We start from the raw sequence: 12048 nt of genomic DNA, 5'->3' as shown, positions 1-12048 counted from the left end.
CGTGAGCGCTCCGGTCGTGGTCGTGCTCGACTACGGCTCGGGCAATGTTCACTCGGCGGCGAAGGCTGTCGAGGCTGCGGGAGCGCGCGTCGAGCTGACGGCCGACCGCGATCGTGTCATGGCGGCGGACGGACTCGTGGTTCCCGGAGTCGGTGCCTTCAGCGCGGTGATGGATGCCCTGCGCGCCGTGCGCGGCGACGAGCTCATCGATCGGCGGCTCGCCGGTGGCCGCCCGGTGCTCGGCATCTGCGTGGGCCAGCAGGTCATGTTCGAGCGGGGAGACGAGGGCGGCGTCGTGACGCCCGGTCTGGGGCAGTGGCCCGGCACGGTGAGCGCCCTGCGGGCACCCATCGTTCCCCACATGGGCTGGAACACGATCGACGCCCCCGAGGGCTCCCGGCTCTTCGCAGGCCTGCACGATGAGCGCTTCTACTTCGTGCACTCGTTCGCCGCCCACGAGTGGACTCTCGACCCCCACCCGGCCATCCCGGCGCCGATGGTCACGTGGGCCGAGCACGGCGAGCGGTTCGTCGCGGCGGTCGAGAACGGCCCGCTGTCAGCGACCCAGTTCCACCCCGAGAAGTCGGGTCAGGCGGGTCTGCGCCTGCTCGCCAACTGGCTCGGCACCCTCTGAGCATCCGCTGAGGGCGAGCGCACTCTCAGAACGGAGTACGATTCTGTGTTTGGCTGCGCCGCGCGCGCATCCGCCCCGTGACCCGATCAGAAAGCCTTCGATGAGCGAGTTCTCGACTATCCCCGCCCTCACGCTGCTGCCGGCGGTGGATGTCGCCGGAGGCAAGGCGGTGCGCCTGACCCAGGGTGAGGCTGGCACGGAGACGAGCTACGGCGACCCCATCGATGCGGCCCACGAGTGGGCCGACCAGGGTGCGGAGTGGATCCACCTGGTCGACCTCGACGCGGCCTTCGGCCGGGGCAGCAACCGCTCGATCATCAAGAAGGTCGTGAAGACCACCCCGAAGAACGTCAACATCGAGCTCTCGGGCGGTATCCGTGATGACGCGACGCTCGAGGCGGCCCTCGCAACGGGCGCCAAGCGCATCAACCTCGGCACGGCCGCGCTCGAGAACCCCGAGTGGGCCGCCCACGTCATCGCCGAGTACGGCGAGGCCATCGCGGTCGGCCTCGATGTGCGCGGCACCACGCTGGCCGCGCGCGGCTGGACGGAGGAGGGCGGCGACCTCTGGGCCGTGCTCGAGCGCCTCGAGGCGGCCGGCTGCGCGCGCTACGTCGTCACCGATGTGACGAAGGACGGCACCCTCAAGGGCCCGAACCTCGACCTCCTGCGCTCGGTCATGGAGCGCACGCACCGCCCGGTGATCGCGTCGGGCGGCGTCTCGAGCCTCGACGACATCGCCGCACTGCGCGAGCTCGTGCCGCTGGGCCTCGAGGGCGCGATCGTGGGCAAGGCGCTGTACGCCGGGGCGTTCACGCTGCCCGAAGCACTGGATGTCGCGGGCCGCTGATTCGGCCGGCCAGCCCTGGGAGGGGCGGCATTTCGAGCCGAACCCGAACGCCGACGACGACGGTTCAGCGCCCGCGGCCTACCTCGAGGCGGTCGCCGCCTTGCGGGCCGGCCGGTGCACTCTCGGCGACGTGGTCGACGTCGTGCGCACCTGCCGCTTCCTGATCCCGCTCGTCGCGGTGGCGGGCAAGACCGGGGTGACCGACGCGGGCGTCCTCGTCGACAAGACCCAGGAGCTCTCGATCATCACGGTCGCCGGCCCGGACGGCCGGCCCATCCTGCCGGTCTTCTCCTCGGTCGACGCGATGCGCCGGTGGCGTCCGGATGCCCGGCCGGTGCCCGCGGACGCGGTGCGGGTCGCTCTCGCCGCCGCCTCCGAGCGCACCGACCGCGTCGTCATCGACGCGCGCTCGCCCGACACGCTGCTCGTGCTGCCGCGGCCGGCGGTCTGGGCGATCGCGCAGGGCGTGCCGTGGCTGCCCGCGGTCGACGACCCCGCGGTGCTCGAGGCGATCGCGCGGCCGGCGGCGCAGCATCCCGAGATCTGGGCGGTCACGCTCCTCGCGGGCGATCCGCTCGGCCGGGGGGAGTCGGCGGAGGTCGTCGTGCGACTGGGTGTCGAACCCGGTGTGGCGCCCGATCAGCTGCGCCGCGTCATCGCGGCGCTGAGCGCCCGGTGGGGCGAGGATGCGACTGTCGCCGAGCGCATCGACTCGCTGTCGGTGCAACCGGTCGCCGGCCCGCGACCCGAGCCGGTCTAGTTCACCGGCCCCGTGAGCTTCTCGCCCGGGCCCTGGCCGGGCGCATCGGGGAACGGCGAGGCCTCGCGGAAGGCGAGCTGCACGGAGCGCAGTCCGTCGCGCAGCACGCGCGCGTGGTGGTCGCCGAGCTCGGGGGCCGACGCGGTGATGAGGCCTGCGAGGGCGGTGATGAGCTTGCGGGCCTCGGCGAGATCGATCTCCTCATCCCCGTGCTCGGAGAGACCGCATTTCACGGCGGCGGCGCTCAGCAGGTGCACGGCGACCGTGTTGATGATCTCGACGGCCGGCACCTCGGCGATGTCGCGCGAGGCGTCGGTGTCGGGGGTGATCTCGCTCATCAGAATTTTCCCTGCTATCGTTATGCGGGCTCCGGGGCCAGATCCCCGGTACGAAAGTGGAGAATCCTCCCACCCGCGCTTGACCGACTACTAGGTTACCGGGTCGAATCACCCCGTTCGACGGCTGCGAAGCCGCGCGAAGTCCGTGGGTGGTGCTGGCCGTGCGCCAGGGATGAATCGCTCCTCTTTCGACGGAATCACCACTGATCCGCTCGGATCACGACAGAGGAGAATCGCATCAGCGAACCGAGAACGAACGACCGTATCCGCGTCCCCGAGGTCCGTCTTGTGGGCCCCGCTGGTGAGCAGGTCGGAGTCGTCAAGATCGAGGTTGCCCTGCGCCTGGCGCAGGAGGCCGACCTCGATCTCGTCGAGGTCGCCCCCAACTCGAAGCCGCCCGTGGTCAAGATCATGGACTACGGCAAGTTCAAGTACGAGGCGGCGCAGAAGGCCAAAGAGGCCCGCCGCAACCAGGCCAACACCATCCTCAAAGAGGTGCGCTTCCGCCTGAAGATCGACAAGCACGACTACGAGACCAAGCGCAAGCGCGCCGAGGGGTTCCTGCAGGCGGGCGACAAGGTCAAGGCGATGATCCTGTTCCGCGGCCGCGAGCAGTCGCGCCCCGAGCAGGGCGTGCGTCTGCTGCAGCGTTTCGCCGAAGACGTCGCCGAGTTCGGCACGGTCGAGTCGACTCCGATGATCGATGGTCGCAACATGGTCATGATCATCGGCCCGCTGCGCAACAAGGCCGACGCGAAGGCCGAGCAGATGGCGCAGCGCGCAGCCTCGAAGGCGGCGCGCAAGGAGAACGACGCGGCTCCCAAGGCTGAGAATCCGGCCGAGACTGCACCGGCCGTGTCTGAGGCACCCGCACCCGCAGTCGCCGTCGCAGTCGTCGAGCCCGACGTCGAGCCGGTCGCCGAGGCCGCTGTCGCCGAGGCGGCCGTGACCGACGCCGCTGCCACCGACGTCGCTGTGACGGAGGCGCCCGCCGAGAAGCCCTCGGCGAAGCCCGCTGCGACCAAGCCCGCGGCTGCCGCGAAGCCCGCGGCTGCCGCGAAGCCCGCCGCTGCTGCCAAGCCGGCTGCGGCCAAGCCTGCTGCCGCGAAGCCTGCCGCTGCCGCGAAGCCCGCTGCCGCCAAGCCGGCGGCGGCGCCCAAGCCCTCCGCGTCCGCGTAGCCCGCGCCGCGCATCCAACCGAGAAGAAACGAGGAAGCAATGCCCAAGCAGAAGACGCACTCCGGTGCCAAGAAGCGCTTCAAGCTGACCGGCACCGGCAAGGTCATGAAGCAGGGTGCAGGCATGCGCCACAACCTGGAGAAGAAGTCCAGCGAGACCACCCGTCGCCTCAACCGCGAGGTCGTCCTCGCGCCGCAGGACGCCAAGGTGATCAAGAAGCTCATCGGCAAGAAGTAAGACCCGAGAAACGATCTGAAGGACTAACGAAATGGCAAGAGTCAAGCGGGCCGTCAACGCCCACAAGAAGCGTCGGGTCATCCTCGAGCGGGCCGAGGGCTACCGCGGCCAGCGGTCGCGTCTCTACCGCAAGGCCAAGGAGCAGGTCACCCACTCCCTCGTCTACGCGTACCGCGACCGTCGCGCGAAGAAGGGCGAGTTCCGTCGCCTCTGGATCCAGCGCATCAATGCCGCCGCGCGCGCCAACGGTATGACCTACAACCGCCTCATCCAGGGCCTCGGCCTGGCCGGCGTCGAGGTCGACCGCCGCATGCTCGCCGAGCTGGCCGTCAACGAGCCCGCCGCGTTCACGGCCCTCGTGAAGGTCGCCAAGGAGGCCCTCCCGGCCGACACCTCGGCTCCGAAGGTCGACGCGGCCTGACCTCGCGTCACGCACAGCACCGCACGACGGCGCGTCCCCCCGGGGGCGCGCCGTCGTCGCGTTCACCGGGCGTTAAGCACCCCCTCGGTACGATGGCGCCTGTGATCGACAACCCGCGCTCGCCTCGCGTGCGCGCGGCGGCGAAGCTCGCGAAGAAGAACCAGCGCGCTGAGACCGGCCTGTTCCTCATCGAGGGCCCGCAAGCGGTCGCCGAGGCGCTGAAGTACCGCCCCGATCTGGTCACCGAGGTCTTCGCCACCGCGTCGGCCCTCGACCGGCATCCGGCGATCGTGCGGGCGGCGAGCGGCGCGGCGCTGCGCATCGAGACGGTGACGGATGCCGTGCTCGAGACGATCGCCGACACGGTCACCCCGCAGGGGGTCGTCGCGGTCTGCCGGCAGTTCCCGACGGCGCTCGACGAGCTGCTCGCCACACGGCCACGCCTCGTCGCCGTGCTCGAGGAGGTGCGGGATCCGGGCAACGCGGGGACGATCATCCGCGTCGCCGATGCCGCGGGAGCCGATGCTGTCATCCTGACCGGCTCGAGCGTCGACGTCTTCAACCCCAAGGTCGTGCGGGCCACGACGGGGTCGCTCTTCCACCTGCCCGTCGTGGTCGGCGTACCGCTCGCCGCGACGCTCGAGCGGTTGCGCGGGCTCGGCACGCGCATCCTCGCCGCCGACGTCTCGGGCGACGACCTGCTCGCCGTGCGCTCCGACGGCCACCTCGACGGCCCCACCGCGTGGCTCTTCGGCAACGAGGCGCGCGGGCTCACCGACGAGCAGCTCGCGCTCGCCGATCGGGCCGTGATCGTGCCGATCTACGGCCGCGCCGAGTCGCTCAACCTCGCGACCGCGGCCGCCGTGTGCCTGTACGAGAGCGCCTTCGCGCAGCGGGCGCACGGTAGCTGAGCGGCGGGGAGCGACCGACGCTCGGGGAAGCCCGGCCCGCACGGGGACGGTCCCGTAGCGACTGCTAGCCTCGGCGGTGTGCACCGCGCCAGAATGCTGGGGGTGGCTGCCGACGTCAGTGCCGACACCGATGACCACGGTGCGTCCTGTGATCGGCTGAGCGCCCGGACGGTCGGATGACCGTTCTGATCGTCGAGGACGACGATCGACTGATGGATGCCCTGCGCACGTTTCTGCGCAAAGCCGGCTACGGCACGGTCAGCGCCGCCGACGCCGCTCAGGCGCTCGAGGCCGTCGGTGCCGACACCGAGGTCGTGCTGCTCGATCTGGGCCTGCCCGACATGGACGGCATCGAGCTCTGCCGCCGGATCCGCGAGCGGTCAGGGGTGCCGATCATCATCGCCACCGCCCGCAGTCACGTTCAGGAGCGCATCCGGGGTCTGCGGGCCGGCGCCGACGACTTCGTCGTCAAGCCCTACAACGTGCTCGAGCTGGTGGCGCGCATCGAGGCGGTCACCCGTCGGTCGCGGTCCCTCGTGGCCGAACCGATTCCGGAGCATGTCATCGACGTGTCGGGGGCGCGCATCGACCTGTCGGGTCGCCAGATGCTCGTCGACGGACTCCCGGTCGAGCTGACACGCACCGAGTTCGACATCGTGGCCGTGCTCGCTCGGTATCCCGGGGTCGTCGTGCCGCGTGAGCGCATCATCCGCGAGGTCTGGCAGACCGATTGGCACGCGTTCAGCCGCTCGCTCGAGGTGCACGTCGGCTCGATCCGACGCAAGACCGGGCGGGTCGACCTGATCGAGACGGTGCGCGGCATCGGCTATCGATTCGCGGGGAGGTAGTCGTGCGCCGGCGACTGGTCACCGTGTTCCTCGTTCCGCTCGTGGCTGTGCTCCTGGTGCTGGGCGGCGCGTACGCCTGGAGCGCCGCGCGCAGCATCCAGCAGGAGCACATCTCCGAGCTGTTGGGCGATGTGGCGTACTTCGTCACGAGCGCTCGGCAGGCGCTGCGGTCGGGGAGCCCCGATCTCGTCGCCGGTGAAGCCGAGCGCTACTACGAGCTTTACGGCACGCGGGTGCTGGTGGTCGACCGGTCCGGCTCGCTGTGGGCCAGCGGTGGCGAGCAGCCGGTCGTGCTCGATGAGAACACGAAAGCGCAGATTCAGCTCGCCCTCGCCGGGCGCAGAAGCGAGCTGCCCGAGCCAGCTCTGCCCTGGGCGCTCACCGACTCCGTCATGGTCGAGCCCGTGCTGGAGAACGGCGATGCGATCGGTGCCGTCGTGGTCACGGCGAGCATCGACGTCGCGCGAGAGACGATCCTCGAGCAGTGGGCCCTGTTGCTCGGGGGTGCAGTGCTGGCCACGTCGATCGGGGTGGTCGTGGTGTTCCGGCTCGCCACCTGGGTGTTGCGGCCCATCCGACGCGTCGACGCTGCCATGGAGGCGATCGAACGCGGTGACGTGGAAGCGCGCATCGCCGACGAGACCGGGCCGCCTGAGCTGCGCAGCATGATCCTGATCTTCAACCGCATGGCGGAGGAGATCGAGAGGATGATGGCGCGCCAACAGGAGTTCGCTCTCAATGCCTCGCACGAGCTGCGGAACCCGCTCAATGCGCTACTCGTGCGAGTGGAGTACCTCGCGACAGGGCTCGACAGCGACTGGAGCCGCGATGTCGAAGAGACCCGCGAGGAGGGACGCCGGATGACGCGCATCCTCGACACGCTCCTGAATCTGGCGAGAAGCAGCGAGCGCGGCGCGGCCGAGGAGGTCGTGGATGTGGCCGAGGTCGTGAGCGACAGGGCCGAGGCGTGGCGTCAGTCGGCATCGCGGGCGGGCATCAGTCTCGTCGTCGAGGGCGATGAGGGCGTGCAGACGGAGACCGACCGCACGATCCTGGAGAGCGCACTGGATGCGGTGATCGACAACGCCGTGAAGTTCTCCCCGTCGGGCACGCGCGTTGTGCTCGCGGTGGCGGATTCGACCGATAGCGCCGAGATCATCGTGCGTGATCACGGCCCCGGCGTCGGGGCCGATGAACTCGCCCACCTGACCGAGCGGTTCTGGCGCAGTCCGCGTAATCGCAGCACCCCGGGCTCGGGCTTGGGGTTGGCGATCGCCACCGATCTGCTGACGTCGATCGGCGGGGGGCTCCGCGTCGAGTCACCCGACGGCGGCGGTCTCGCTGTCCACCTGCGACTGCCGAAGGGTGGGACCTCATGACTCCGCGTCCCCGACGAGCCGTCACGGCCGCCCTCGGCCTGATCGTGACGATGCTGACGCTAGCGGCATGCGGGCCGGCGACCCCCGTCGAGCGGTTCTCCATCGCGGGAGGCGGGGCCACGGGGGTCTACTACGCCTTCGGTGAGCAGCTCGCCGACGTGCTCTCGAGCAGGCTCGACACGGTCGTCACTGTCGATGAGACGAACGGCTCGGTCGACAACCTGCAGCGTGTGAGCGACGGGCGAGCCCTGTTCGGATTCGCGCAGAGCGATGTGGCTGCGGATGCGGTCGCCGGTACCGGTGGGTTTCCCGAACCCCTCGCGGTGCAAGCCGTGGCGAGGCTGTACGACGAGTACGTGCACGTCGTGGTGCGATCCGACTCCGACATCGTCCAGATCGCCGACGTCGCCGGTCGTTCCGTCTCGCTGGGGGCGCCCAGCTCTGGGGTGAGCATCGTGGCCGAGCGGGTGCTCGTCGCAGCGGGGGTCGACCCCGCGGTGGTCGACGACCGGGCGCTCGGGCTCGCGGAGTCGATCGATGCTCTGCGGGCCGGTGCGATCGAGGGGTTCTTCTGGGTCGGGGGGCTTCCGACCCCGGGTCTCGCGGAACTGTTCGGGGAGGCCCCGACCCGGCTGCTCTCGATCGAGGCAGAGACGGTCGAGCGTGCGAATGAAGCGCACGGCGGCGTCTACCGGCTCGCCGAGTTGCCGATCGGGGCGTACGGACGGACCCAGGCCACGGCGACGATGACCGTGCCCAACTACCTGATGGTCGCGCAGAGCGCGTCTGACGAGCTCGTGCGCGAGGTTCTCGCCGTGCTGTTCGAGTCGCGATCGATCATCGCGGCAGACGTGCCGGCCGCCGCACTGCTCGACCGGCGGGAGGCCATCTTCACCGACCCGGTATCGCTGCATCCCGGTGCTGTGGCGTACTACAGCGAGTCGAGGCGCTGAGCGCGAACGGGTTCGAACCGCACGCTCAAGAAACCCTCAAGACGCACGCCGCAGACGGCGCGGCGACCTAGCGTGAGCGCGTGCCACCGATGTCGATGTGCTCCATGACCGTCGTGCTCGATTCGTGCTCTCGCCGCGAATTCAGTACCCGGTCAGACCCCCGGAGTCCGGCGCCGGTGAGCGGCCGAACTCGAAGGGACGTCGATCATGTCTGAACCGTTGGTCGCGATTGACCACGTGAACAAGCACTTCGGCGAGCTCCATGTGCTCAAAGACATCACCACGACGATTCACCGGGGTGAGGTCGTCGTCGTGATCGGGCCGAGCGGGTCGGGCAAATCCACGCTGTGCCGCGCAATCAACCGGCTCGAGACGATCGACAGCGGCACCATCACGATCGACGGCAAGCAGCTTCCCGAAGAGGGCAAAGATCTCGCGACGCTGCGCGCCGACGTCGGCATGGTGTTCCAGTCGTTCAACCTGTTCGCGCACAAGACGGTGCTCGAGAACGTCACCCTCGGCCCTCGCCGAGTGCGCGGTGTCTCGAAGACCGAGGCCGACACGAAGGCCATGGAGCTTCTGGACCGCGTCGGCGTGGCCAACCAAGCCCAGAAGCTGCCCGCGCAACTGTCAGGCGGTCAGCAGCAGCGCGTCGCGATCGCTCGTGCGCTCGCGATGAATCCCAAGGTCATGCTCTTCGACGAGCCCACCTCGGCTCTCGACCCGGAGATGATCAACGAGGTTCTGGACGTCATGACCTCGCTCGCCCGCGAGGGAATGACCATGCTCGTCGTCACCCACGAGATGGGCTTCGCTCGCAGCGCAGGAGATCGCATTCTCTTCATGGCCGACGGCGAGATCGTCGAAGAGGCCGAGCCCGATGCGTTCTTCGACACCCCCCAGACTCCGAGAGCGAAGGACTTCCTCTCGAAGATCCTCACCCGCTGACCGGCGGGGGAGCACCACAGCAAGGAGCACACAGATATGGGACTCAATCGAGGAATCGCCACCGTCGCGCTCGCGGCCGTCGGCCTACTGGGGCTGAGCGCATGCGCAGGGGGCACCACTGAGCCGGCCGAGCCGGTCGCCGAAGCGCCGGAGTTCGACGCCGGCACGACCATGGCCGCGCTTGCTGAGGCGGGCACGATCACCATCGGCACCAAGTTCGACCAGCCGCTCTTCGGCTTGCAGGGCCTCGACGGCGAGCCGGTCGGCTTCGACGTAGAGATCGGCAAGATCATCGCGAGCGAGCTCGGCATCTCGGAGGACAACATCGAGTGGGTCGAGACGGTCTCGGCCAACCGAGAGCCCTTCATCGAGAACGGCACCGTCGACATCGTGGTCGCGACCTACACGATCAACGACACCCGCAAGGAAGTCATCTCGTTCGCCGGGCCGTACTACCTCGCTGGCCAGGACATCCTGGTGCTGGAGGGCAACCCCGAAGGGATCACGGGGCCCGAGGACCTTGCGGGCAAGAACGTCTGCTCGGTTGCCGGCTCCACGTCGGAGAAGAACATCGCCGAGTACGGCGTCAACCTCATCACGACCGACACGTACTCCAACTGCCTCGAGCCGCTGCGCAACGGAGCGGTCGTCGCGGTGACCACCGACAACGTCATCCTGGCCGGCCTTGCCGACCAGAACCCCGGCGAGTTCGAGGTCGTCAACAACCCGTTCACGTCAGAGCCCTACGGCATCGGCCTCGCTCGTGACGACGACGCGTTCCGCAGCTTCATCAACGACGTCCTGGAGGCCGCCTACGCCGACGGCCGGTGGGCCGACGCCTGGAACGCCACTGCTGGCACCGTTCTCGACCTGCCGGAGCCCCCGGCGGTCGACCGCTACTAGGTAGTCGCACATCGATGCCGGCCCGCCCTGCACGGGGCGGGCCGGCATCCCATCAGCACTGAACCGCACGAGAGGAGAACCGTGAGCGTCATCGATTCGCTCATCGACGTCATACCGCTGTATCTCGAGGGGTTCGGGATGACCATCCTGCTGCTCCTGGTATCGGGCGTCGGCGCGTTCATTCTCGGCGTCATCATCGCGGCGATGCGCATCTCGCCACTGCCGTCGCTGCGCATCTTCGCCGTCGCCTACACCGAGACGCTGCGCAACATTCCCCTGCTGCTCGTGCTGTTCTTCTGCGCCTTCGTGCTTCCGATTCTGGGAGTCTCGGTGGGGTCGGATCCCAAGGTCGGGTACACGCTGCTCGCCATCATCGGTCTCACGCTCTACACGTCGCCGTTCGTCGCCGAGGCGGTGCGCTCGGGTATCAACGGAGTGCCGATCGGTCAGGCGGAAGCGGCCCGCAGCATCGGCATGGGATTCGGCCTGACCCTCACGCTCGTCATCCTTCCTCAGGCGGGGCGCATGGTCGTTCCCCCGCTCATCAACGTCTTCATCGCTCTCACCAAGAACACGTCGGTCGCGGGCATCTTCTTCGTCAACGAGCTCTTCTCCGGGGTGCAGCGCGCGACGCGCGACCACGGAGACAAAGTGCTGCTCATGCTGCTGTTCGCCGCTCTCCTGTACCTGCTCATCACCATTCCGCTTGGACAGATCGCCGGGTACATCGAGAAGAAGGTGCGGGTGCTGCGATGAGCCTCAGTGTTCTCTACGACGCGCCCGGCCCGAAGGCTCGACGCCGGTCGCTCATCGGCTCCATCGTGGGTCTCATCGTCATTGCAGCGGTGTTCTGGTGGGTCATCGCCACTCTCGCCGCTCCGCGGGTCTCTGCCAATGACGCGGTGACACCCGGCATGTTCGACGCGTCCCGCTGGGACGTGCTCAGCAATCCCCTGGTGTGGGAGCGCTTCGCCGCTGGTGTCGGTGCGACGCTGATGATGGCGGGTGCTGCGGCTGTGCTCGCGATCCTCATCGGAATCGGGTTCTCGTTCGTGCGAACGGCGACCACCGCGTGGATCCGGGTTCCGGCGGCGATCATCCTCGAATTCTTCCGGGGAATGCCCGTCCTGCTCATGATCTTCTTCGTGTTCCTCGTGTTCTCCACGGGCGCATACTGGGCCGGCGTCATCGGTCTCGGCGTCTACAACGGCGCCATCATCGGAGAGGCGCTCAGGGCCGGGATCCTCTCGCTGCCGAGGGGCCAGCGCGAAGCGGGACTCGTCATCGGACTCTCGCCGACACGAACTCGCATGATCATCGAGTTCCCGCAGGCCTTCCACCAGATGCTGCCGATCATCCTCGCCCAGATGGTCGTGCTGCTGAAAGACACGTCGCTCGCGTACGTGGTGGCCTACGACGAGTTGTCCCGAACGATCCAGAACATGCAAAAGGCGCTCGGCAACAACTACGTGTTCACGCTCTTCATCGTGGGCCTCGCGATCTACCTGACGTTGAACCTCGTCTTGTCGTGGATCGCACGCGCCGTCGCCAGACGCAGTGGGCCCAAGGCCGGCAAGCTCACGTCGGCAGATTCCCTGTCGGCGCTCGGAGCCGAGGGCACGCGCGCGATCACCCTGCCCGTGCTGAAGCGCGACAGACCTTCCCGGCGGCCCGACTAAGCTTTATC

The 12048-nt window shown here is 68.6% G+C and carries 15 protein-coding genes; 14 read left to right on the top strand and 1 reads right to left on the bottom strand.

All coding sequences use genetic code 11. The annotated features are described in order from the left end of the window. Position 1: 1 nt before the first annotated feature. The 3 genes from hisH to ACTIE9_RS04015 all read left to right on the top strand — a co-directional run bounded on the left by hisH (position 2) and on the right by ACTIE9_RS04015 (position 2244). Positions 2 to 634 carry an imidazole glycerol phosphate synthase subunit HisH gene (hisH, locus tag ACTIE9_RS04025; RefSeq protein ID WP_439564288.1) on the top strand — a complete coding sequence of 211 codons (633 nt, stop codon included), beginning with the start codon at positions 2 to 4 and terminating at the stop codon, positions 632 to 634. A 100-nt stretch (positions 635 to 734) separates the two neighbouring features. Then, a complete protein-coding gene (gene priA / locus ACTIE9_RS04020; protein ID WP_439564287.1) occupies positions 735 to 1484 on the top strand; it encodes a bifunctional 1-(5-phosphoribosyl)-5-((5-phosphoribosylamino)methylideneamino)imidazole-4-carboxamide isomerase/phosphoribosylanthranilate isomerase PriA in 750 nt (249 codons plus the stop codon). Then, on the top strand, positions 1468 to 2244 hold the full coding sequence (locus tag ACTIE9_RS04015) for an SseB family protein (protein ID WP_439564286.1): 777 nt from the start codon (positions 1468 to 1470) through the stop codon (positions 2242 to 2244). The genes priA and ACTIE9_RS04015 overlap by 17 nt, the downstream gene beginning before the upstream one ends. On the opposite strand, the gene ACTIE9_RS04010 is transcribed toward ACTIE9_RS04015, so the two are convergent. Then, entirely contained in the window at positions 2241 to 2582 is a 342-nt protein-coding gene (locus ACTIE9_RS04010; RefSeq protein ID WP_439564285.1) for a DUF1844 domain-containing protein, read from the bottom strand. The two genes, ACTIE9_RS04015 and ACTIE9_RS04010, sit on opposite strands and share 4 nt — an antisense overlap. 288 nt (positions 2583 to 2870) lie before the next feature. On the opposite strand from ACTIE9_RS04010, the gene infC reads away from it, so the two are divergent. From infC to ACTIE9_RS03955, 11 genes are all read left to right on the top strand, one after another. Continuing rightward, positions 2871 to 3761 (top strand): translation initiation factor IF-3, encoded by an 891-nt coding sequence (infC, locus tag ACTIE9_RS04005; RefSeq protein WP_439564284.1) that lies wholly within the window; start codon positions 2871 to 2873, stop codon positions 3759 to 3761. Positions 3762 to 3800: 39 nt separating this feature from the next. Further along, positions 3801 to 3998: a 50S ribosomal protein L35 gene (rpmI, locus tag ACTIE9_RS04000; RefSeq protein ID WP_255159222.1), complete on the top strand. Its 198-nt coding sequence runs from the start codon at positions 3801 to 3803 to the stop codon at positions 3996 to 3998. Positions 3999 to 4029: 31 nt separating this feature from the next. Continuing rightward, complete coding sequence (rplT, locus tag ACTIE9_RS03995; RefSeq protein ID WP_439564283.1) at positions 4030 to 4419, top strand: 50S ribosomal protein L20; 390 nt, start codon at positions 4030 to 4032, stop codon at positions 4417 to 4419. A gap of 101 nt (positions 4420 to 4520) precedes the next feature. Next, a complete protein-coding gene (locus ACTIE9_RS03990; RefSeq protein WP_439564282.1) occupies positions 4521 to 5330 on the top strand; it encodes a TrmH family RNA methyltransferase in 810 nt (269 codons plus the stop codon). Positions 5331 to 5506: 176 nt separating this feature from the next. Then, positions 5507 to 6178 carry a response regulator transcription factor gene (locus ACTIE9_RS03985; RefSeq protein ID WP_439564281.1) on the top strand — a complete coding sequence of 224 codons (672 nt, stop codon included), beginning with the start codon at positions 5507 to 5509 and terminating at the stop codon, positions 6176 to 6178. A 2-nt stretch (positions 6179 to 6180) separates the two neighbouring features. Next, a complete protein-coding gene (locus ACTIE9_RS03980; RefSeq protein WP_439564280.1) occupies positions 6181 to 7557 on the top strand; it encodes an ATP-binding protein in 1377 nt (458 codons plus the stop codon). Then, complete coding sequence (locus tag ACTIE9_RS03975) at positions 7554 to 8510, top strand: TAXI family TRAP transporter solute-binding subunit (RefSeq protein WP_439564279.1); 957 nt, start codon at positions 7554 to 7556, stop codon at positions 8508 to 8510. Before ACTIE9_RS03980 ends, ACTIE9_RS03975 begins: the two co-directional genes overlap by 4 nt. 207 nt (positions 8511 to 8717) lie before the next feature. Then, positions 8718 to 9458, top strand: a complete 741-nt coding sequence (locus tag ACTIE9_RS03970) for an amino acid ABC transporter ATP-binding protein (RefSeq protein WP_439564278.1) — start codon at positions 8718 to 8720, stop codon at positions 9456 to 9458. A 36-nt stretch (positions 9459 to 9494) separates the two neighbouring features. After that, positions 9495 to 10361, top strand: coding sequence for a glutamate ABC transporter substrate-binding protein (locus ACTIE9_RS03965; RefSeq protein ID WP_439564277.1), 867 nt, complete (start codon positions 9495 to 9497; stop codon positions 10359 to 10361). Between the two features lie 90 nt (positions 10362 to 10451). Then, positions 10452 to 11117, top strand: a complete 666-nt coding sequence (locus ACTIE9_RS03960; protein ID WP_439564410.1) for an amino acid ABC transporter permease — start codon at positions 10452 to 10454, stop codon at positions 11115 to 11117. After that, entirely contained in the window at positions 11114 to 12040 is a 927-nt protein-coding gene (locus ACTIE9_RS03955) for an amino acid ABC transporter permease (RefSeq protein ID WP_439564276.1), read from the top strand. The genes ACTIE9_RS03960 and ACTIE9_RS03955 overlap by 4 nt, the downstream gene beginning before the upstream one ends. The last annotated feature ends 8 nt before the right edge of the window (positions 12041 to 12048 follow it).

Source organism: Microcella sp., from assembly GCF_051860105.1.
Taxonomy (GTDB): domain Bacteria; phylum Actinomycetota; class Actinomycetes; order Actinomycetales; family Microbacteriaceae; genus Microcella.
This window is presented reverse-complemented; position numbering and strand designations above follow the sequence as displayed.